We start from the raw sequence: 21,746 nt of genomic DNA on the forward strand, positions 1-21,746 counted from the left end.
TGCCCATTAATTCGACTCTGACCCTAATTAATTTTGGCTGTTTTTTCGACTAAATCGAGTTATCCTGGAAATTGAGTTCCAGGCGGAATCAGATTTGGCGTTTGGCGGTTAAAAACCCTCTAAAACAATTAGGGTCAGAGTCGAATTGTTTGACAACATTGGGTAATTGCCCATTAATTCTACTCTGACCCTGATTGTTTTTGTGACTTGGGGAAAATTGTAGCGGTGCTGTCAGTCTTCGCGTTCCAGGCCGTCAGAGCCCAGGAGTAATTGGGCGGCTTCGCTTGGGAGTGCTTCGACGGATTTGAGCTTGCGGGCCATCTGGCGGCTGCGCACTTCGGCGTTTTCGATGTTTTTGGCGGCGCGCTCCAGCGTCGTCTTGGTGGCGGCCAGCACGTCGCCGAATTTGGTGAATTCGGTTTTGACTGCGCCCAGCACCTGCCACACTTCGGACGAGCGCTTTTCCAGCGCCAGCGTGCGGAAGCCCATTTGCAGGCTGTTGAGCAAGGCGCTCAGCGTCGACGGGCCGGCGATCGTCACGCGCAGCGTGCGCTGCAGGTCGTCGGCCAGGCCCGGGCGGCGCATCACTTCGGCGTACAGGCCCTCGGTCGGCAGGAACAGGATCGCGAAATCCGTCGTCTGTGGCGGCGAGACGTATTTGTCGCAGATGGTTTGCGCCTCGCGCCGCACTGCCCGTTCCAGCTCGGCGCCGGCGCGGATGACGCCTTCGGCGTCCGCAATGTCGGCCGCGGCCTGCAGGCGTTCGTACTGCTCCTTCGGGAACTTGGCGTCGATCGGCAGCCACAACGGCGCGCCGCCGTCGACGGTGCCCGGCAGCTTGATCGCGAACTCCACCCGCGCGTTCGAGCCTGCCACTGTCTCGACGTTCTTCGCATACTGCTCGACCGTCAATACCTGCTCGAGCAGCATCTCCAGCTGTACCTCGCCCCACGTGCCGCGCGTCTTCACGTTGGTGAGCACGCGCTTGAGATCCCCCACGCCGATGGCCAGTTGCTGCATCTCGCCGAGGCCCTGGTGGACTTTTTCCAGCCGCTCCGACACCTGGCGGAACGATTCCGTCAGCCGCGTTTCCAGCGTCGCGTGCAGCTTTTCGTCGACCGTCTGGCGCATCTCTTCCAGACGCTTGCCATTGTCCGCCTGCAGGTCGCGGATTTTTGACTCCAGCGTGTTGCGCACTTCGAGCATGCGCTGGGCGTTCGATTCGGTCAGGTTGCCCAGCGTTTGCTGCAGCGTGTCGGCAAAGCGCTTGAGCGCGCGCGCCTGCTCTTCCCGTCCGCTGCTCGATTGCAGCTGCATCTGCTGACGCATGCTGTCAAATTGCTGGACCGACGCGTTGTGATACTGGGCCAGGTGGCCGGCGGTCTCCTGGCGCGTCGATTGCGCGCTGGCCTGCAGTTCCTGGCGCAGCTCGCGCTCGAGCCGTTCGATGTGCGCGCCGTTGCCATCGCCGCTGCCGCGCAGGCGCAGCAAGACCAGCACCAGCAAGGCGATGATGAGCGCGAGGCTCACCAGGATCAGAATTTCTGCTGTCGTCATTGTCTCAATCGGCTTTGTTGCGCATCCAGTCGGCGGTCTCGAAGAAGGACGTCAGCAGGCGGACCCGAAGCGCCTCGTCATAGCCCAGGTCTTCCATCGCCCACGCCATCGCGCGCAGCCACGCGTCGCGCTCCTTCGTGCCGATCGCATACGGCAGGTGACGCGCGCGCAGGCGCGGATGGCCGTAGCGTTCTATATACAGGTCCGGACCGCCCATCCACCCGGACAAAAACATGAACAGCTTGTCGCGCGAGCTGTCATTGGGCACCGGGTGCATCACGTGGATGTTGGCGAACTCCGGCTCGAGCTGCATCAGGTCATAGAAGCGGTCCACCAGCGCGCGCAGGCGCTCGGCGCCGCCCATGATCTCGTACAGCGTTGGCGTGTCGGCTTGCGTATCTTGCATGCTCACGCCTCCCGCAAGGTTTGCAGCGGTGGCTGACGCAGCACGCCGCGCAAGCCGAACCAGCCGCCGATAATCGCGCACAGAATGCCGACCACCAGGCCAGCGAGCCACACGCCCGGCGCGAACGTCCACGGGAACTTGAACTGGTACGTCGCCAGCGCCCAGCCCAGCGCCGCAGCGCCCGTCGCGGCGAGCAGGCCCGACAGCCCACCCACCAGCACGAACTCGATCCGCTGCGCCCGCGCCAGTTGCTGGCGCGTTGCGCCCAGCGCCCGCAGCAGGCCGCCTTCACGCGTGCGCTCGGAGGTCGATCCCATCAGCGCCGCATACAGCACCAGCACGCCCGAGGCCAGCGTGAACAGGAACAGGAATTCGACCGCCACCACCACCTGATCCAGCACGTCCTGCAGCTGGCGGATGATGCCCGAGACGTCGACCACGGTCAGGTTCGGGTACGCGCGCGTGAGCGCATTGCCCAGGTTCGCGCCTTCGGCCGGCACGTGGAACGCCGTCATGTAGGTGGTCGGCGCATTGGCCATCGCGGCGGGATTGATGATGACGAAGAAGTTGGCGCGCATCGAGCCCCATTCAAGCTTGCGCACGCTGGTGATCTTCGCGTCCACCATCAGGCCAGCCATGTCGAAGCGCAGGCTGTCGCCCAGCTTCAGGCCAAGGCGGTCCATGATGCTCTTCTCGACCGACGCTTCGGCCAGGCCAGGGGCGTCCCTGAACCAGGCACCGTCGACGACCTCGTTCCCCTCCGGCAGCGCATTGGTTGTCGACAGGTTGAATTCGCGGTTGGCCAGGCGGCGCGCCTCGCCGTCGGCGAAGGTGTCGCTCTTGATGGCGGCGCCGTTGATCGCCGTGAGGCGCCCGCGGATCATCGGGAACAGCACCGGTTCCTTCACGTTGGCCGCCTGCAGCTGGTCTTCAACGCCCTTTGTCTGCTCGGGCAGGATGTTGATCACGAAGCGATTCGGCGCATCGGCCGGCGTGGCCGACTGCCAGGCCGCCATCAGGTCGCCCCGCACGACGGTCAGGAGCAGCAGCGCCATCAGGCCGAGCGACAGCGAGACCACCTGCACGACCGTGGCGCCGGGCCGGCGCTGCAGCGACGTGACGGCAAAGCGCCAGGCCTGCTGCGGGAACAGGTTGCGCATGCGGCGCAGCAGCTTGAGGCCCAGCCACGCCACGAGCGCAAACACCGCGAAGCCGCCGAGGAAGCCGCCGGCCGTGATCAGCGCCAGCGTCAGGTCGCCCGCCTGCCAGTAGAGAAGCAGGACGAACGCGCCCACGCCCAGGCCATAGGTCGCCAAAGCGGCCGGTTGCGGCGCGCCGGCTTCGCGCCGGATCACGCGGTTGTGCGGCACATTGCGCAATTGCAGAATCGGCGGCAGCGCAAAGCCCACCAGCAGCAGCATGCCCGTGGCCACGCCCTGCAGCGCCGGCAGGATGGAGACCGGCGGCAGCTCGGTGCGGATCAGCGATGCGATCAGTTCGAGCAGCACGAAGTGCGCGCCAAAACCCACCAGCACGCCAATCACGCTGCCCAGCAAGCCGATGAGGGCAAATTCGGTCACGTACATGACGGTGACCTGGTTCTGGGTCAGGCCCAGGCAGCGCAGCATGGCGCAGGCATCCAGGTGGCGGCTCATGAAGCGGCGCGCCGCCATCGCCACGGCCACCGCCGCCAGCATCGCCGACAGCAGGCCCACGAGCGACAGGAACAAACCTGCCCGATCGAGCGTCGCACGCATCTCCGGGCGCCCGTTCTCGAGCGTCTCGATGCGCACACCCTTCAGGTTGCCGTCCCTGATCTGTGCGCGCAGCCAGGTTTCATAAGCCTTGATGGCAGTCAGGTCGTTGCGGTTGGTCGAGGCAATCTGCAGCCGGAAGTCCACGCGCGCGAAATCGTCCACCAGGCCCGTGGCCTTCAGATCGGCCATCGACAGCATCACGCGCGGCGCGAAGTTCGCGAACGACGCGCCTTTATCGGGCTCGGTCGCGATCAGCTGCGTGATGCGCAACTGGCTGTTCCCCAGCGTGAGCATGCCGCCCACCTGCGTCGACAACTGCGCGAGCAGGCCAGGGTCGACCCACACGGTACCCGGCGCCGGGACGGCGCGTGTCGGCTCGCCGCGCGCGCCACTGGCCGCGACCGGGTCGGTCGTGATCTTCATTTGGCCGCGCAGCGGGTAGCCCGCTGACACCGCCTTGATCGACGAGAGCTGCGCCAGCGACTCATCGCCCTCGCCTGCCTGCGCCATGCTCGGGAAAGTCACCGTGTCGGCCAGCAGCAGGCCGCGCCGCGCCGCTTCGTCGCGCCAGGCCTGGGGCACCGGATCATCGGTCTTGACCAGCAGGTCGGCGCCCAGCAGCTGGTGCGCGTCGCGGTCCATGCCGGCGCGCATGCGATCAGTGAAGAAGCCGACCGACGTGAGCGCCGCCACGGCGACGATGAGCGCCACCAGCAGGAAGCGCAGTTCACCGGCGCGCCAGTCGCGCGCCGTCATGCGAAGTGCCTGGACGAACATGGCGTCGCTCCGTGGTTGGGTCAGGCGTTGGCGAAGAAGTCGTCGACTTCGGCCAGGAAGGCGCGCTTGCGCTCCGGGTCGATGAAGGCGGCCTGGAAGCTGTTGCGCGCCAGTTGCCGCGCGTGCGTCGCATCCAGCGGCAAGGCGTCAAAGGCAGCGAAGTAGTTCTCGTTGACGTAGCCGCCAAAATAGGCCGGATCGTCCGAGTTGACCGTGACGGCCAGACCCGCGTCGAGCAAGGTGCGCAGATTGTGCGACCCCATGACGTCGAACACGCGCAGCTTGATGTTCGACAGCGGGCACACGGTCAGCGCCATCTGCTCGCGCACCAGGCGCTCGACCAGCGCCGGGCTTTCCAGACTGCGCACGCCGTGGTCAATACGCTCGACCTTGAGCACGTCGAGCGCGCTTTCGATATAGGCCGGCGGGCCTTCTTCGCCGGCATGCGCGACCAGGCGCAGACCCAGGTTGCGGGCGCGCTCGAACACGCGCGCGAACTTCTCGGGCGGATGGCCGACCTCGGACGAATCCAGGCCCACGCCGATGAACTTGTCGCGGTACGGCAGTGACTCGTCCAGCGTGGCGATCGCGTCGTCTTCCGACAGGTGGCGCAGGAAGCACATGATCAGTTCGGCGCTCAGCGGCGCATCCTGGCAGGCGCGCCAGATGCCGTTGATGACGGTCTCAAACGGCACGCCGCGCGCGGTGTGTGTTTGCGGGTCGAAGAAGATTTCGGTGTGGCGGACATTGTCAGCATGGGCACGCGCCAGGTAGGCGGCGGTCATGTCATAAAAGTCCTGCTCGGTCAGCAACACGCTGGCACCCGCATAGTAAATATCGAGGAACGATTGCAGATCGCTGAAAGCGTAGGCATCGCGCAACGCTTCGACCGAGGCATAGGCCAGCTGGACGTTATTTCTTTGTGCCAGAGCAAAAATCAGTTCTGGCTCGAGCGAGCCCTCGATATGGATGTGCAGTTCAGCCTTGGGCATGTTCTGCAGCAGGGTGCGCAAGCGATCGTCAAGCATGGTGTTCTCCAACAGGTGTTCAGTGAATAAGGTCGCGTTGAGGCGACCGGCAAGTGTAACGCATGCGTGCAATCGGCTCATGCCATAGCGAAAAAGCGTGAGTTCATCATGGGGCAGCGCCTGCTACGCACGCACCGCTGTTGTACAGTTGACGAAAACTCGCTACGCTTTGCATCACAGCCCGCATGCACGCGCAGCGCAGGAAAAAAGCAAACTTTTCATTGTTAAATCAAGCACTTGTTACCACTTCATCATGTCGTGCAACACGACTTTGACTTCGGAAACTATTAGGCACATAATAAATTTCAGTAACGCAAAAAGACGCTCTCCACACTGCGGTTAGTTCGATATTTCCGGATCGACAACAAGCAATCGCACGCGCACCATCCACGACGCCGACCACACTGGCGCCGCACGTGACGACCGAACAAGGAGTACGCCAAAAATAACCGGGCCCCCGGGCAGCGCCATGCGCTGCTGTGACAGTGATTCGTTGTTGGCACATTAAAGGAAATTCAATGAACATCTTTGAAAATTACACGGCCCGCTATGAGCGTACTCGCGAAGAGGAATACTCGATGTCCGAGTTCCTGCAGATGTGCAAGCGTGACCCGCTGACCTATGCCAGCGCACCGGAGCGCATGCTCGCCGCCATTGGCGAACCCACGCTGGTCGATACCCGTCTCGATTCGCGCATGTCGCGCATCTTTGCCAACAAGGTCATCAAGATCTATCCGGCGTTTCGCGAGTTTTATGGCATGGAAGAAGTGATCGAACAGGTCGTTTCGTATTTCCGCCACGCGGCGCAGGGCCTGGAAGAACGCAAGCAGATCCTGTATCTGCTGGGCCCGGTGGGTGGCGGCAAATCGTCGATTGCCGAAAAACTCAAGAGCCTGATGGAGCTGGTGCCCTTTTATGCGATCAAGGGTTCGCCCGTCAACGAGTCGCCCCTGGGCTTGTTCAGCGAAGACGAAGACGGCAAGATCCTCGAAGAGGATTACGGCATTCCCCGCCGCTATCTGCGCGCGGTGCCAAGTCCCTGGGCCGTCAAGCGCCTGCACGAATTCGGCGGCGACATCAACAAGTTCCGCGTCGTGCGGCGCTACCCGTCGATCCTCAAGCAGGTTGCCATTTCCAAGACCGAACCGGGCGACGAAAACAACCAGGACATCTCGTCCCTCGTCGGCAAGGTCGATATCCGCAAGCTCGAGGATTTCTCGCAGGACGATCCGGACGCTTACAGCTATTCGGGCGGCCTGTGCCTGGCCAATCAGGGCCTGATGGAATTTGTCGAGATGTTCAAGGCGCCGATCAAGGTGCTGCACCCGCTGCTCACGGCCACGCAGGAAGGCAATTACAAGGGCACTGAAGGCTTTGGCGCGATCCCGTTCGACGGCATCGTGCTGGCCCACTCGAACGAGTCCGAATGGAAGACCTTCCGCAACAACCGCAATAACGAGGCGTTCCTCGACCGCATCTATATTGTCAAGGTGCCGTATTGCCTGCGGGTGTCGGACGAAGTGAAAATCTACGACAAGCTGCTGCGCAATTCGTCGCTCGACAAGGCGCCCTGCGCCCCGGGTACGCTGCGCATGATGTCGCAGTTTGCCGTGCTCTCGCGCCTGAAGGATCCCGACAATTCCAGCATCTATTCCAAGATGCTCGTGTATGACGGCGACAACCTGAAAGACACCGACCCCAAAGCCAAGTCGCTGCACGAATATGTCGATTACGCAGGCGTGGACGAAGGCATGAACGGCTTGTCGACGCGGTTTGCTTTCAAAATCCTGTCGAAGGTGTTCAATTTCGACAATACCGAAGTGGCGGCCAATCCGGTGCACCTGCTGTACGTGCTCGAGCAGCAGATCGAGCGCGAGCAATTCCCACCCGAGACCGAGCAGCGCTACCTGTCGTATATCAAGGAACACCTGGCGCAGCGCTATGTCGATTTCATTGGCAAGGAGATTCAAACGGCGTACCTGGAAAGCTATTCCGAGTATGGACAGAACATCTTCGACCGTTACGTCACGTTCGCCGACTTCTGGATCCAGGACCAGGAATTTCGCGATCCCGATACCGGCGAGAGTTTCGATCGCGAGTCGCTCAACGCCGAACTGGAAAAGATCGAGAAGCCGGCCGGGATTTCGAATCCGAAGGATTTCCGCAACGAGATCGTCAACTTCAGCCTGCGTGCACGCGCCACCAATGCCGGTAAAAATCCGGCCTGGACCAGTTATGAAAAGTTCCGCAGTGTGATCGAGAAAAAAATGTTCTCGAATACCGAGGAACTCCTGCCGGTGATTTCATTCAATGCAAAGGCGAATACCGAGGATGCGAACAAGCACGCCGATTTCGTGGCGCGCATGGTCGAGAAAGGCTATACGCCGAAGCAGGTGCGGTTGCTGTGCGAGTGGTATCTGCGCGTGCGCAAATCGTCGTAAGCATCAGCGCATGAGCAACTGAGCATGAGCAAGAGTGCATGAGCAACAGCGTTGCCAGCTGGCCGCAGGCCGCCTGCCGGCAACGTCCCGCGCTGTGCGTGCGCCGCACGTCCGTTCACGTAGCGTATTAAGATAAGGGCGCTGCTGTTTGAAAGGCAGCGCCACAGCGCCAACGGCGTGTCCAACACGCCAGATCCGCGCTTACATTGAGCAGGAGGCCTGTTTTGACTTACCTCATCGACCGTCGCTTGGAGGGCAAGAACAAGTCTGCGGTCAACCGCGAACGCTTCCTGCGCCGCTACAAGGCGCAGATCAAGGATGCCGTCGGCCGCGCCATCAAAGGCCGCTCGATCACCGATATCGAAAACGGCGAAAAGGTCACCATCCCCGTCAAGGACGTGAACGAGCCCCACTTCGGCCACGCCCATGGCGGCGTCTGGGAAACCGTCAACCCCGGCAATACCGAATATCAAAAAGGCGACCAGTTCAGCCGCCCGCGCGGCGGTGGCGCCGGCGCCGGCCGCGGCCGCCCCGGCAACAGCGACCAGACCGTCGAGGACGATTTCATCTTTGAATTGTCGCGCGAAGAATTCATGAATTATTTCTTCGAAGACCTCGAGCTGCCGAATATGGTCAAGACGCAGTTGACCCAGACCATTGAGTACAAGAATCAGCGCGCCGGCTACAACGTCTCGGGCACCCCCTCGAATATCCACGTGCTGCGCTCGCTGCGCGGCGCCCTGGGCCGGCGCATTGCCGTGGGCGGGCCCACGCGGCGCCAGTTGGCCGAGGCCCAGGAACAATTGCAGGCCTTGTTCGACGAAGGTGCACCGGCCGACGACCAGGGCGTCATCGAACTGCGCGACCACATTCATCACCTGCGGATCCGGCTCAATGCGATTCCGTTCATCGACCCATTCGACCTGCGCTACGCCAACCGGATCAAGGTTCCCAAGCCAAGTACCCAGGCGGTGATGTTCTGCATCATGGACGTGTCGGGGTCGATGGACGAAACGCGCAAGGACACGGCCAAGCGCTTCTTCATCCTGCTGTATCTGTTCCTGAAACGCGTGTACGAGAAAATCGATGTGGTCTTCATCCGCCACCACACGGCGGCGGCCGAGGTCGACGAGAACGAGTTCTTCCATTCGCGCGAATCGGGCGGCACCGTCGTGTCGTCGGCCCTGCACCTGCTGCAAAAAGTCATCAACGAACGCTACGGCAGCGCCGACTGGAATGCCTACGTGGCGCAAGCCTCAGACGGCGACAACTGGGACAACGATTCGGTGCTGTGCAAGCAGATCCTGTCCAGTGCGATCATGCCGCGCGTTCAGTACTACACGTATGTCGAAATCACGGACGGCCCGCCACAGAATCTGTGGGAACAATACTGTGACGTCGCCAGCCAGCACCGCAACTTTGCGATGCAAAAGATCGTGACCCCGGCCGATATCTATCCGGTGTTCCGCGAACTGTTTAAAAAGCAGGCCAAGTAGCCGCGCGAACAGCCGAACCAGCCAACAGCAGCGAGGTACCTCATGCCAAGAGATCCGGACAACCCGCGCGCCCTGCCCGAACAGTCGGAATGGACTTTCGACCTGATCGAGCAGGCGCACGAAGAAATCAGGCGTGTGGCCCAACGCTATGGCCTCGACACCTACCCGAACCAGCTCGAGATCATCACCGCCGAGCAAATGATGGATGCCTACACCTCGGTCGGGATGCCGGTGTCATACAACCACTGGTCGTTCGGCAAGCATTTCCTGAGCACCGAGAAAAGCTACCGCCGTGGCCAGATGGGACTGGCGTACGAAATCGTCATCAATTCCAATCCCTGTATTGCCTACCTGATGGAAGAGAACAGCCTGACGATGCAGGCGCTGGTGATCGCGCACGCGGCGTACGGCCACAACTCCTTCTTCAAGGGCAATTACCTGTTCCGAAGCTGGACCGATGCCGACGCCATCGTCGACTATATGGTATTCGCCAAGAACTACATCGCCGAATGCGAGCAGCGGCACGGCATCGATGCGGTGGAAGAATTGCTCGATTCATGCCACGCGCTGCAGAACCATGGCGTGGACCGTTACAAGCGCCCGGCCAAGCTGTCGGTAGCGCAAGAGGCGGCGCGCACCAAAGAGCGCGAAGACTACGCCCAGTCGCAAGTCAACGCCATCTGGCGTACGCTGCCACTGCGCGAAGAACAGGTGCACAGCGCCGCGCCAGTGCGCTTTCCGCCCGAGCCCGAAGAAAATCTGCTGTACTTCATTGAAAAATATGCGCCGCTGCTGGAGCCATGGCAGCGCGAGCTCGTGCGCATCACCCGCAAGATCTCGCAATACTTTTATCCGCAGCGCCAGACCCAGGTGATGAACGAAGGCTGGGCCACGTTCTGGCATTACACGATCTTGCAGGACCTGTACCAGGAAGGCATCGTCGGCGACGGCTTCATGCTCGAATTCCTGCAAAGCCACACCAATGTCGTCTATCAGCCGCCGGCCAACAGTCCGTATTACAGCGGGATCAATCCGTATGCGCTCGGTTTTGCGATGATGAGCGACATCCGCCGCATCTGCGAACACCCGACCGACGAAGACCGCATCTGGTTCCCTAACATCGCCGGCAGCGACTGGCGCAAGACACTGGACTTTGCAATGCGCAATTTCAAGGACGAGAGTTTCATTGCGCAGTACCTGTCGCCAAAACTGATCCGCGAATTTCACTTTTTTGCCGTGCTGGACGACGATCGCAGCGACAAACTGTCCATCTCCGCCATCCATGACGACGCCGGCTACCGTTATGTGCGCCACAAGCTTGCCGAACAATACAATCTGGGCAGCCGCGAGCCGAACATTCAGGTCTGGCAAGTCAATACACGCGACGACCGCGCGCTGACGCTGCGTCATACCCAGTACAACCGGCGCCCACTCAACCAGCAAGCCCAGGAAGTCCTCAAGCATGTGGCCCGCCTGTGGGGCTTCGACGTTCGCCTCGAGACAGCCGATCCTGACGGCCATGTTGTCAGCTTTATCGAGTGCCGGCGCGAAAAGCGTACGCGCTGATCGCCTGTTTACTAGACACGGATCGGCATCCCTGCCGATCCAGCCCACCCCGCTTTTCACCCCTCTTAACCTGTAAATACCATGCGTGCGTAGGAACACGTACGTACTTGTGTTCGCTTGGTATCGCCAATATCGTAATTTCATGGTATGTTGCCGTCATCACATGTTGGCGCTGTCACATCTACGTCATGGCAATATGGTGGTGAAGTACCTAGCAAAACTAAGTAATATAGTTTGGCGAAGGAGGTGTGAAGGCTCGCAGCGTTCATTACCGTCAGGTTGAACCCCCGTTGGACGCACGGTTGAGTTATCTCAATGGTGAGAAGTCGTATAACTTTTATCTATAGCTTGTGAAGGAAGGTGCCTGTTTCAGGTGATTCATTCTCCGATGCAAGACTCGGTGAACAGCGATAGTTTGCAGAAAAGCGATCGCATAGTCATAGGAAATTTGCCAGACGACACAATTAACGACAATAATTTGGCTAAAGCAGCCTGAGCATTGATCTTCCACGTAACGAGGAGAATCCATCGAGAAGACGACACATTTTCCGGACCTCCAAACCCCGCCGTACAGCCCATCCGTTCTTGTATAGATGAGCTGGTTTGCCTGCTTTTACAAGCAGTTAGCGGTCCTTTCGCTGCTGTAAAAATGTATGTGCAAAAAAGAATTCGTAGGTATAATTCCTCGAATGTCCCGGATGCGGCTCTAGGTTTCCGTCGTATTTAGTGGGTTTGGTAGCAACAAAAAAGAGTTGGCATTGGAGAAATATGGCATGAATTTTTCGAACGAAAAGCAACCCGGGAAAAATTTCACAGGATTCATCGTTGTGCTCATCTTCCACATCCTTGTGGGTTGGGCACTCGTGGCTGGCCTGGGTACCCGGATCGTCAGCACGGTGACCGAAGCTGTGGAGACCAAGCTGATTGAAGAAGTGGCTCCACCGCCACCACCGGAAACCCCGCCACCGCCGCCGCCGCCGGAAATGAAGGCTCCACCGCCTCCATTCATTCCGCCGGTCGAAGTGCAGGTGCAGCAGCCGCCGCCACCGCAAAACGTGATCGCCGCAGCGACGCAGACGCCGCCACCGACCACGTCGCTGGCACCGCCTGCGCCACCGGCACCATCGGCGCCGCCAGCACCACCGGCACCGCGTGGCGTCAGCCGCAGCGATGCAGTAGCAGACTTTAATACTTGCGCACGTCCGGAATATCCGCGTTCGTCGCAACGCAATGAAGAAACGGGTACCACGACCCTGCAATTCCTGATTGGTGTCGATGGTCGCGTGTTGGAAGCCAAGCTGGCGAAGTCAAGTGGCTTCCGAGACTTGGACCGGGCCGCGCAATCGGCTCTGAGCAAATGCCGATTCAAGCCAGCCATGATCGATGGCAAGCCGGAACAGGCGTGGACAGCGGTGCAGTACGTCTGGACGCTGGAATAAAACCGGGACAAAACACCGTCTCAAACTTTGATTGTCGTTGTCGTAAGTTCAGCGAACTGTCTATTTAAATATTTTGGAGGAAGCATGTTTAAGAATACCCGTTTGTCCGCTTTCCTGGCGGCTGTCCTGTTGTCGGTAACCGCAGCATCGGCGCTGGTGTCGGCACCAGCCTTCGCTCAAACCCCGGCAACCGACGCAGCTGCTCCAGCGGCGACCGACGCAGCTGCACCAGCCGTTGATCCGGCTGCTGCGCCTGCTACTGATGCTGCTGCTACCGCTGCTCCGGCCGATGCCGGCGCGCCAGCTGCTGCACCAGGCACCGAAAAAACCGAAGAAGTCTACAACCCGTACGGCCTGCAGGCCATGTGGGAACACGGCGACTTCGTCAACAAGGGCACCCTGATCATCCTGTCGCTGATGTCGATCGGTTCGTGGTACATCATCATCACCAAGCTGATCGATCAGCAAAAAGTGATGAACCAGGCTAAAGACATGAAGGCCAAGTTCTGGAAAGCACCGTCGATCGTTGCTGGTTCGGCTACGCTGAAAGAAGGTTCGCCATTCCGCTTCATCGCTGAAACCGGCACCAAGGCTACCCAGCACCACGACGGCGCCCTGCTCGAGCAGATCGACCTGTCGACCTGGGTTACCATGCAGATTCAGCGCGCTGTTGACCGTGTTCAGTCGCGTCTGCAAGATGGCCTGTCGTTCCTGGCAACCGTTGGTTCGACCTCGCCGTTCATCGGTCTGTTCGGTACCGTCTGGGGTATTTACAACGCACTGACCGCCATCGGCATGTCGGGTAACGCATCGATCGACAAGGTTGCAGGTCCAGTCGGTGAAGCACTGATCATGACCGCCTTCGGTCTGTTCGTTGCAGTTCCTGCCGTGCTGGGTTACAACTGGCTGGTTCGTCGTAACAAGACCGCGCTGGAAGATATCCGCTCGTTCTCGGCTGACGTGCACTCGGTACTGATCTCGGGCGCAATGTCGACCTCGAACGCAGCAATCAGCGCCAAGAAGATTGGATAAATTATGTCGATGAGTGTCGGATCCGATAACGGAGAAGATGAGCTGAATTCAGAGATCAACACGACGCCACTCGTTGACATCATGTTGGTTCTGCTGATCATCTTCCTGATCACGAGTCCGGTGGTTCTGAAACTGCAACAAGTTGCACTGCCTGCAGAAGAGAACCAGGTCACACTGACCAAACCGGAAGACGTTAACATCACCGTCAATAAAGACGGCGAAATGTACTATAACCAGCTGCACCTCGCGAATACGGACGAGCTGTTCAAGTTCCTCGCGGAGCAGTCGGTGAAAGTGCCGCAACCGGCAGTGAAAGTTCGTGGTGACCAGGAAGCCCGCTACGAAGCGATCGGTCGGGTCATTTACACGGCACAACGTGCTGGGGTGCAGAAGGTTGGTTTCGTGATCGAACCACCGGGCTGATAGCCCTGCACGCGGCGCCGGGCTCATCGAGCCGGGCGCCGCGCCCTTCTCCCAACATTTGAAAAGGAAACACCATGAGTATGAGCGTAGGTTCGAGCTCCGCTAAGGATGCTGATCCGGAACCGATGATGGAAATGAACATGACGCCGTTGATCGACGTCCTGCTCGTTCTGATCATTATGCTGATCATCACGATTCCGAAGCAGAACCACTCGGTCAATCTGAACATGCCGACGGGTACCCCGCCACCGCTGACGGATGTCAAGCCGGTCGTGGTCACCATCGACGTGGACTTTGACGGCACCATCCTCTGGGATGGCGAAGTGATTCCGGATCGTGCAGCCCTCGAAGCAAAGATGAATGCAGTCGCAGCAATGGCTGACCAGCCTGAAGTGCACCTGCGTCCAAATAAGCTGGTAGAGTATAAAGTTGTAGCCGGCGTGATGGCATCTGCCCAGCGCATCGGCGTCACCAAAATCGGCATGGTCGGTAACGAGCAATTCCAGTAATCGTTCCATGTTTTGACCAACACGGCAGGGCTACCCCCTGCCGTGTCTATTTTGAAATAAGGATTTTTCAGATGATCAAGTTCCGTCTCGCTCACCTCAGTATCGCGATGGCCGCACTCGGCTTCGTTGCCGCCACTCCGGTGATCGGCCTGTCCTCCGCTGTCGCTGCAGAAGCATTGCGTGCGGAGATCGGCAAACCACTGCAGCAAGCCCAGGCACAAATGAAACAGGGCAAGCACAAGGACGCACTGGCGACCCTGCGTGGACTGGACAAAGTGGGCAACAAGACTGCCAACGAAACCTACACGATCGAGCGCGTGCGCGCCGCTGCAGCCTCGTCGGCCGGTGATTTTGACACCGCTGCCAAATCGTTTGAAGCACTGCTCGATTCGGGCAAGCTGAACGCCAGCGAGCGTTCGCAATTTTCAGAAGGCCTGGTCGGCATCTATATGCGCGCCGGCGATCTGAACAAAGCCAACAGCACCATCCAGAACCTGCTCAAGCAGAAGGATGATCCAAAGCTGCGCGCTTACCTGCTGCAGAACTACTACAAGCAAGGCAACACCGCCGCGCTCGAGCAGGAACTGAGCAGAATCGAAAAAAGCGGCCGCCTGAGCGAAGATCAGCTCGGCATGCTGGCCAATATCCAGCTCAAGAAAAACGATACGGCCGGCTATGTCCGCACCATCGAGAAGCTGGCAGCAAGCTATCCAAAAGCCCAGTACTGGACCGACCTGCTGAACCGTGTGCAGCGTCAGCCAGGCTACTCGCAGCGTCTGAACATCGACGTCTACCGCCTGAAGCTGGCCAATAACCTGCTCAAGAAGCCGAGCGAGTTCATGGAAATGGCCCAGCTGGTGCTGCAGGCGAAAGCCCCGGCTGAAGCGCTCAAGGTCATCGACCGCGGCTACAAGGCCGGCGCACTGGGCACCGGCACCGATGCCGCGCGCCACCAGCGCCTGAAGGAACTGGCCGAGAAAAATCTGGCAGAGCAAAACAAGAACTTTGCCGCGCTTGAAGCCGAGTACACCGCTGCCAAGGACGCAGACCAGATGGTTGGCCTGGGTTACGCAATGGTGCAGGCTGGCCAGACCGACAAGGGTCTGAAGATGATGGAAGAAGCGATCAAGGCCGGTGGCCTGCGCAATGCTGACGAAGCCAAGCTGCGCATGGGCGAAGCCTACGCCGTCGCTGGCAAGAAGCAGCAAGCCATCGCTGCCTTCAAGACCGTTGGCGGCAAGGACGGCACTGCCGAACTGGCCCGCTACTGGATTCTGGCAGTCAACCACCCACTGTCGTAAGCGCACGTTGCCGTCGACCGCAGCTGCGGTCGACGGCCTTGCAATCGACCAAAAACGCCGCCTTCGGGCGGCGTTTTCATTTGGTCTGCATTTGAAGACCACCGCGCGCGAAGGTGACAACAAACCATTACCTCTATGCAACGTCGGAGTTGCCGCGCAGTTCCCGTATAATCAGGCTTTTGGCGCCGCATACCGATAGCATGGCGCGCAACCGGAACCAGACTTGATGAAGGTATTTCGCGGACTTCCCAACGACAGGGCGCGCGCACCCTGCGCACTCACGATCGGCAATTTCGACGGCGTCCATCGCGGCCATCAGGCCCTGCTGGCGCAAGTGCGCGGCGCAGCCGACCGGCTCGGTCTGGACGCGGCCGTGATGACGTTCGAGCCCCATCCCCGCGAATACTTTGCCCACAAGCTGGGCGACCCGTCCAACGCCCCGGCACGCGTGGCCAATCTGCGCGACAAGCTCGAAGACCTGGACCAGGCCGGCATCGACCGCGTCATCGTCGAACATTTCAACGAACAGTTTGCCGCCATGTCGCCGCAGGACTTCGTCCAGCGCGTGCTGGTCGACGGCCTGCACGTCAAATGGCTGATGGTGGGCGATGATTTTCGCTTTGGCGCGCGTCGCGCCGGCGACATCGCGATGCTGACCGAGGCAGGCCGTGAACACGGTTTCGAGGTCCACACGCTCGGCGCCGTGATGCATGGCGACGGGCGCATCTCATCGTCGGCCGTGCGCGCGGCACTGGCCGGCGGCGACTTTTGCGCCACCAGCCGGCTGCTCGGTCATCCTTACGCGATATCGGGCCACGTGATCCATGGCGCCAAGCTCGGCCGCACGCTGGGCTTTCCCACACTCAATTTGCGCGTCACGCACCGCCCTGCCCTGTCCGGCATCTTCGTCGTACAGGTGCATGGCTTGGCCGAGCATCCGCTGCCGGCCGTGGCCAGCCTGGGCGTGCGCCCCACCGTCGAAGACGCCGGCCGCACCTTGCTTGAAGTCCATGTGTTCGACTATGCCGGCCAGTGTTACGGCAAGCTCGTGCGCGTGGAGTTTCTCGCCAAGCTGCGCGACGAAGAAAAATACGCCGACCTGGCGCTGCTCACAGCCGCGATCGACAACGACGCGCTGCAGGCGCGCGCGTTCTTCGACCGGCGTAACGGCGCGCTGAACGCGACCGACCGAATTTGAGTGCGCTTCCCGGCCAGTCGACGATTGGCAGGAAGCGCCTCCCCCTGTTTGCCAGACCCTATTCGACGCGGCGCACGGCGCCGTGCACACGAACACCCAACAAAAGAACCTTATGTCCGATACCAAACAGCACAACCCTGCCAAGGGCGGCAAAAAGCCTGAGAGCAAATACCCGGTCAATATGACCGACACCCCGTTCCCGATGCGCGGCGACCTCGCCAAGCGCGAACCGGGCTGGGTCAAGCAATGGCAAGACAAGAAAATCTACGAGCGCGTGCGCAAGGCAGCCAAGGGCCGTCCGACCTTCATCCTGCATGACGGGCCGCCGTACGCGAATGGCGACATCCACCTGGGTCACGCCGTCAACAAGATCCTGAAAGACATGGTGCTGAAGTCGCGCACGATCGCGGGCTTCGACGCGCCGTACGTGCCGGGCTGGGATTGCCACGGCATGCCGATCGAGATCCAGATCGAAAAACTGTACGGCAAGAACCTGCCGACGGCCGAGGTGCTGCAAAAAGCCCGCGCCTACGCGCTCGAACAGATCGACCGCCAGCGCGCCGGCTTCATCCGCCTGGGCGTGCTCGGCGAATGGGACAACCCGTACATGACCATGGCCTACAGCAATGAGGCCGATGAGCTGCGCGCGCTCGGCACGCTGCTCGAAAAAGGCTATGTCTACCGGGGCCTCAAGCCCGTGAACTGGTGCTTCGATTGCGGTTCGGCCCTGGCCGAAGCGGAAGTCGAATACCAGGACAAGCGCGACCCGGCGATCGACGTCGGCTTCCCGTTTGCCGAACCCGAAAAAATCGCTGCCGCCTTCGGCCTGGACAAGCTCCCGGCCGGCGACGGTTTCATCGTCATCTGGACCACGACCCCATGGACCATCCCGTCGAACCAGGCGCTCAACGCCGGTCCGGAAGTCCAGTATTCGCTGGTACAGACCGAACGTGACGGCAAGCCGCTGCTGCTGATCCTGGGTTCCGAGCTGGTCGAATCGTGCCTGGCGCGCTACAAGCTCGAAGGCACCGTCGTCGCCACCACTGTCGGCGAAAAGCTGGCCGGCATCAACTTCAAGCACCCGCTGCACGCGCAGGACGCGTTCTACGACCGCCTCTCGCCGCTGTACCTGGCCGACTACGTCACGGTCGACAGCGGTACGGGCGTCGTGCACTCGGCGCCAGCCTACGGCCTGGAAGACTTCGTGTCGTGCAAGGCGCACGGCATGCAGGATGACGACATCCTCAAGCCGGTCATGGGCGATGGCCGTTACGTTCCGACGCTGCCGCTGTTCGGCGGCCTGACGATCTGGGAGGCGAGCAAACCAATCTGCGCCGCGCTGACCGAAGCCGGCGCGCTGTTCGAACTCAAAATGTTCGATCACAGCTACATGCACTGCTGGCGCCACAAGACGCCGATCATCTACCGCGCTACCAGCCAGTGGTTCGCCGGCATGGACCTCACGCCAAAGGATGGCGGTCCGACCCTGCGTCAGACCGCGCTGGCCGGCATCGCCAAGACCCAGTTCTTCCCGGACTGGGGCCAGGCGCGTCTGCACGGCATGATCGAGAACCGTCCGGACTGGACCCTGTCGCGTCAGCGCCAGTGGGGCGTGCCGATGGCCTTCTTCATCCATAAAGAGACCGGCACGCTGCACCCGCGCACGCCGGAACTGCTGGAGCAAGTTGCCAAGCTGTTCGAAAAAGGCGGCATCGACGCCTGGCACACGCTCGACCCGGTCACGCTGCTGGGCGACGACGCCGCGATCTACGAAAAGAACAGGGACACGCTGGACGTCTGGTTCGATTCGGGCGCGACCCACCAGACCGTGCTGCGCGGCTCGCACAAGGAGCAGCTGGGCTTCCCGGCCGACCTGTACCTGGAAGGCTCCGACCAGCACCGGGGCTGGTTCCACTCGTCGCTGCTGACGTCCTCGATGCTCAATGGCGAACCGCCATACAAGGCGCTGCTCACGCACGGCTTCACGGTCGACGAGCATGGCAAGAAGATGTCCAAGTCGCTCGGCAACACGATGGCGCCGCAGAAAATCTCCGACACGCTCGGCGCCGACATCCTGCGCCTGTGGGTGGCCTCGACCGATTACACGGGCGAGCTGTCGATCGGCGAAGAGATCCTCAAGCGCGTAACCGAATCGTACCGCCGCATCCGCAACACGCTGCGCTTCCTGCTGGCCAACACGTCGGACTTCAACCCGGCCCAGCACGCGGTGCCGATGGGCGAGCTGCTCGAGATCGACCGCTACGCGATCGCCTCGATGGCCCAGTTGCAGAAGGATGTGGCGGCGCACTTCGAGCGCTACGAATTCCACCCGGTCGTCTCGCGCCTGCAGAACTACTGCTCGGAAGACCTGGGCGGCTTCTACCTGGATATCCTGAAGGACCGCCTGTACACGACCGGCATCGATTCTGCCTCCCGCCGCTCGGCCCAGACCGCGCTGTGGCACATCGCGCATGCGCTGCTGCGCGTGATGTCGCCGGTGCTGTCGTTCACGGCCGAAGAAGCGTGGGCCGTGTTTGCGGACCAGGAGACGTTCAACGCCAGCGATGAAACCATCTTCACGCAGACGCTGTGGACCTTCCCGGAGCTGCCGGATGGCGACGCACTGCTGGCCAAGTACGCCTTGCTGCGCCAGGTGCGCCTGGACGTGACGAAGCAACTGGAAGAAGTGCGCACCTCGGGCGCGATCGGTTCGTCGCTGCAGGCCGAACTGGCGATCAAGGCCTCGGGCGAGAAGTACCGCGCACTGGCCAGCCTGGACGACGACCTGAAATTCGTCTTCATCACGTCGCAGGCGAGCGTCACGGAAGTGGCAAGCGAGGCTGAAGAAGCCGTGGCCGTGGTGCCGTCGGACGCCGAGAAGTGCGAGCGCTGCTGGCACTATCGCCGCGACGTCGGCCACGACCATGCGCATCCAACGCTGTGCGGCCGCTGCACGAGCAACCTCTTCGGCGCCGGCGAAGCGCGCCGCTTCGCATAAGTACCGGGTCCAGACACCATGGCAACCAAAAAGAAACCAGCGCCGTCCGGCGCCACCTTAGTCAAGCGCAGCACGAACAAGAGCGTCGGCGCCAGCATGTTCCCCTGGATCGGGCTGTCCCTGATCATTGTCCTGCTCGACCAGGTCACCAAGCTCACCGTCGAACGCACGTTTGCCTACGCCGAGACAGTGCCGATCACGGGCTTTTTCAACCTGATCAAGGTGTACAACCCGGGGGCGGCGTTCAGCTTCCTGGGTGACGCGAGCGGCTGGCAGCGCTGGCTGTTCCTGGGTATCGCCATTGGCGCCGTAGTGTTCTGCCTGTACATGATGAGCAAGAACGCGACGCAGCGCCTGTTCTGCTTCGCGCTCGCGCTGATCATGGCCGGCGCGGTCGGTAACGGCATCGATCGTGTCGTGCACGGCCACGTGATCGACTTCCTCGATTTCTACTGGACCGGCATCGGCCACTTCCCGGCCTTCAATATCGCCGACATCGGCATCTCGGTCGGCGCCGTGCTGTTCGTGCTGGATGAATTCCGGCGCGTGAACAAGTCGTGACCGGGACAAAACCATGAGCATGGACCTGAAAGGCAAGCGCATCGTCCTGGGCCTGACCGGTGGTGTCGCCTGCTACAAGGCGGCCGAGCTGTGTCGCGCCCTGGTCAAGCACGGCGCCAGCGTGCAGGTCGTGATGACCGAGGCGGCGACGCATTTCATCGGTGCGGTCACCATGCAGGCGGTCTCGGGCAACCCGGTCTACCTGGACCAGTGGGACGCGCGCATGGCCAACAACATGGCCCACATCGACCTGACCCGGGGCGCCGATGCGATCCTGATCGCGCCCTGCTCGGCCGATTTCATCCGCAAGCTGGTGCACGGCGCGGCCGACGATCTGCTGTCGCTGCTGTGCGTCGCGCGGCCCCGTCACGTGCCGCTGCACGTGGCGCCGGCGATGAACGTCGAGATGTGGGACAACCCGGCCACGCAGCGCAATGTGACCCAGCTGCGCGCTGACGGCATTTGCCTGTTCGGCCCGGGCCGCGGCGCGCAAGCCTGTGGCGAAACGGGCATGGGGCGCATGCTCGAAGCGGATGAGCTGGTCGACGAACTGATTGCCTCGTTCCAGCAGAAGGTGCTGGCGGGCCGGCGCGTGATGATCACGGCTGGGCCGACGTTCGAACCGATCGATCCGGTGCGCGGCATCACCAATCTGTCGTCCGGCAAGATGGGCTACGCCATTGCGCGCGCCGCGCGGGAAGCCGGCGCCGACGTCACGCTCGTCTCCGGGCCCGTATCGCTGCCCACGCCCCACGGCGTGCGCCGCATCGACGTGCTCACCGCGCAGCAGATGCACGACGCCGTGATGGCCGGCGTCACGGGCCAGCACGTGTTCATCGGCGTGGCTGCGGTGGCCGACTGGCGTGTCGTCAATGCCAGCGACCAGAAACTCAAGAAGACGCCTGATGGCGCCCCGCCGGCGCTGGAATTCGCGCAGAACGCAGACATCCTGGCTTCGGTCGCAGCGACTGTGTCGCTGTCGGGCTGGCCGTACTGCGTGGGCTTTGCCGCCGAATCCGAGCAGCTCGAAACCTACGGCGCGGCCAAGCGCGAAAAAAAGGGCATCCCCCTATTGGTCGGCAATATCGGGCCACAGACCTTCGGCCAGGACGACAATACGATCATCCTGTTCGACGAACATGGCCACGTGCTGCTTGAGCGCGCCGACAAGCTTACGCTGGCGCGCCAGCTGGTCTCCGAGATCGGCAAACGCCTGGAACAGCGCTCCCTGCTCACCTGACTGATTACCTGCTTACC

At 61.2% G+C, this 21,746-nt stretch carries 16 protein-coding genes; 12 read left to right on the top strand and 4 right to left on the bottom strand.

Going from position 1 to position 21,746, the window contains the following annotated elements:
• Positions 1-231: 231 nt before the first annotated feature.
• Genes NX775_RS07230 through NX775_RS07245 form a run of 4 tightly spaced genes read right to left on the bottom strand, consistent with a single transcriptional unit; the run spans position 232 to position 5,525 of the window.
• Positions 232-1,557, bottom strand: coding sequence for a DNA recombination protein RmuC (locus NX775_RS07230; protein WP_258835386.1), 1,326 nt, complete (start codon positions 1,555-1,557; stop codon positions 232-234).
• A 4-nt stretch (positions 1,558-1,561) separates the two neighbouring features.
• Positions 1,562-1,963 carry a group II truncated hemoglobin gene (locus NX775_RS07235; protein WP_258835387.1) on the bottom strand — a complete coding sequence of 134 codons (402 nt, stop codon included), beginning with the start codon at positions 1,961-1,963 and terminating at the stop codon, positions 1,562-1,564.
• A gap of 2 nt (positions 1,964-1,965) precedes the next feature.
• Positions 1,966-4,497 carry an ABC transporter permease gene (locus NX775_RS07240; protein WP_258835388.1) on the bottom strand — a complete coding sequence of 844 codons (2,532 nt, stop codon included), beginning with the start codon at positions 4,495-4,497 and terminating at the stop codon, positions 1,966-1,968.
• A 20-nt stretch (positions 4,498-4,517) separates the two neighbouring features.
• Positions 4,518-5,525 (bottom strand): adenosine deaminase, encoded by a 1,008-nt coding sequence (locus tag NX775_RS07245; RefSeq protein ID WP_258835389.1) that lies wholly within the window; start codon positions 5,523-5,525, stop codon positions 4,518-4,520.
• A gap of 518 nt (positions 5,526-6,043) precedes the next feature.
• Between NX775_RS07245 and NX775_RS07250 the strand changes: the two genes are divergently transcribed.
• From NX775_RS07250 to coaBC, 12 genes are all read left to right on the top strand, one after another.
• The gene (locus NX775_RS07250) at positions 6,044-7,966 is read left to right on the top strand and encodes a PrkA family serine protein kinase (protein ID WP_258835390.1); all 1,923 of its coding nucleotides are present in this window, start codon (positions 6,044-6,046) and stop codon (positions 7,964-7,966) included.
• A 224-nt stretch (positions 7,967-8,190) separates the two neighbouring features.
• Complete coding sequence (locus NX775_RS07255) at positions 8,191-9,462, top strand: YeaH/YhbH family protein (RefSeq protein WP_258835391.1); 1,272 nt, start codon at positions 8,191-8,193, stop codon at positions 9,460-9,462.
• Positions 9,463-9,504: 42 nt separating this feature from the next.
• Positions 9,505-11,028, top strand: a complete 1,524-nt coding sequence (locus NX775_RS07260) for a SpoVR family protein (RefSeq protein ID WP_258835392.1) — start codon at positions 9,505-9,507, stop codon at positions 11,026-11,028.
• A gap of 773 nt (positions 11,029-11,801) precedes the next feature.
• Positions 11,802-12,467, top strand: coding sequence for an energy transducer TonB (locus NX775_RS07265; protein ID WP_258835393.1), 666 nt, complete (start codon positions 11,802-11,804; stop codon positions 12,465-12,467).
• A gap of 84 nt (positions 12,468-12,551) precedes the next feature.
• Entirely contained in the window at positions 12,552-13,499 is a 948-nt protein-coding gene (locus NX775_RS07270) for a MotA/TolQ/ExbB proton channel family protein (RefSeq protein WP_221290656.1), read from the top strand.
• Positions 13,500-13,502: 3 nt separating this feature from the next.
• Positions 13,503-13,922, top strand: a complete 420-nt coding sequence (locus NX775_RS07275) for an ExbD/TolR family protein (RefSeq protein ID WP_258835394.1) — start codon at positions 13,503-13,505, stop codon at positions 13,920-13,922.
• Between the two features lie 74 nt (positions 13,923-13,996).
• On the top strand, positions 13,997-14,431 hold the full coding sequence (locus NX775_RS07280; RefSeq protein ID WP_258835395.1) for an ExbD/TolR family protein: 435 nt from the start codon (positions 13,997-13,999) through the stop codon (positions 14,429-14,431).
• A 71-nt stretch (positions 14,432-14,502) separates the two neighbouring features.
• Positions 14,503-15,732 carry a tetratricopeptide repeat protein gene (locus tag NX775_RS07285; protein WP_258835396.1) on the top strand — a complete coding sequence of 410 codons (1,230 nt, stop codon included), beginning with the start codon at positions 14,503-14,505 and terminating at the stop codon, positions 15,730-15,732.
• A gap of 226 nt (positions 15,733-15,958) precedes the next feature.
• Positions 15,959-16,930 (top strand): bifunctional riboflavin kinase/FAD synthetase, encoded by a 972-nt coding sequence (locus NX775_RS07290; RefSeq protein WP_258835397.1) that lies wholly within the window; start codon positions 15,959-15,961, stop codon positions 16,928-16,930.
• Between the two features lie 112 nt (positions 16,931-17,042).
• On the top strand, positions 17,043-19,928 hold the full coding sequence (gene ileS, locus NX775_RS07295) for an isoleucine--tRNA ligase (protein WP_258835398.1): 2,886 nt from the start codon (positions 17,043-17,045) through the stop codon (positions 19,926-19,928).
• An 18-nt stretch (positions 19,929-19,946) separates the two neighbouring features.
• Positions 19,947-20,489 (top strand): signal peptidase II, encoded by a 543-nt coding sequence (lspA, locus tag NX775_RS07300; RefSeq protein WP_183555802.1) that lies wholly within the window; start codon positions 19,947-19,949, stop codon positions 20,487-20,489.
• Between the two features lie 19 nt (positions 20,490-20,508).
• On the top strand, positions 20,509-21,729 hold the full coding sequence (coaBC, locus tag NX775_RS07305) for a bifunctional phosphopantothenoylcysteine decarboxylase/phosphopantothenate--cysteine ligase CoaBC (protein WP_258835983.1): 1,221 nt from the start codon (positions 20,509-20,511) through the stop codon (positions 21,727-21,729).
• Positions 21,730-21,746: the final 17 nt, after the last annotated feature.

The organism is Massilia aurea (genome assembly GCF_024753205.1).
GTDB lineage: Bacteria > Pseudomonadota > Gammaproteobacteria > Burkholderiales > Burkholderiaceae_D > Telluria > Telluria aurea.

Excerpts from the sequence above, each read along its gene's own strand:
- NX775_RS07230 (WP_258835386.1), bottom strand. The coding sequence starts at position 1,557 with ATGACGACAGCAGAAATTCTGATCCTGGTGAGCCTCGCGCTCATCATC.
- NX775_RS07235 (WP_258835387.1), bottom strand. The coding sequence starts at position 1,963 with ATGCAAGATACGCAAGCCGACACGCCAACGCTGTACGAGATCATGGGC.
- NX775_RS07240 (WP_258835388.1), bottom strand. The coding sequence starts at position 4,497 with ATGTTCGTCCAGGCACTTCGCATGACGGCGCGCGACTGGCGCGCCGGT.
- NX775_RS07245 (WP_258835389.1), bottom strand. The coding sequence starts at position 5,525 with ATGCTTGACGATCGCTTGCGCACCCTGCTGCAGAACATGCCCAAGGCT.
- NX775_RS07250 (WP_258835390.1), top strand. The coding sequence starts at position 6,044 with ATGAACATCTTTGAAAATTACACGGCCCGCTATGAGCGTACTCGCGAA.
- NX775_RS07260 (WP_258835392.1), top strand. The coding sequence starts at position 9,505 with ATGCCAAGAGATCCGGACAACCCGCGCGCCCTGCCCGAACAGTCGGAA.
- NX775_RS07265 (WP_258835393.1), top strand. The coding sequence starts at position 11,802 with ATGAATTTTTCGAACGAAAAGCAACCCGGGAAAAATTTCACAGGATTC.
- NX775_RS07270 (WP_221290656.1), top strand. The coding sequence starts at position 12,552 with ATGTTTAAGAATACCCGTTTGTCCGCTTTCCTGGCGGCTGTCCTGTTG.
- NX775_RS07275 (WP_258835394.1), top strand. The coding sequence starts at position 13,503 with ATGTCGATGAGTGTCGGATCCGATAACGGAGAAGATGAGCTGAATTCA.
- NX775_RS07280 (WP_258835395.1), top strand. The coding sequence starts at position 13,997 with ATGAGTATGAGCGTAGGTTCGAGCTCCGCTAAGGATGCTGATCCGGAA.
- NX775_RS07285 (WP_258835396.1), top strand. The coding sequence starts at position 14,503 with ATGATCAAGTTCCGTCTCGCTCACCTCAGTATCGCGATGGCCGCACTC.
- NX775_RS07290 (WP_258835397.1), top strand. The coding sequence starts at position 15,959 with ATGAAGGTATTTCGCGGACTTCCCAACGACAGGGCGCGCGCACCCTGC.
- ileS (WP_258835398.1), top strand. The coding sequence starts at position 17,043 with ATGTCCGATACCAAACAGCACAACCCTGCCAAGGGCGGCAAAAAGCCT.
- lspA (WP_183555802.1), top strand. The coding sequence starts at position 19,947 with ATGGCAACCAAAAAGAAACCAGCGCCGTCCGGCGCCACCTTAGTCAAG.
- coaBC (WP_258835983.1), top strand. The coding sequence starts at position 20,509 with ATGGACCTGAAAGGCAAGCGCATCGTCCTGGGCCTGACCGGTGGTGTC.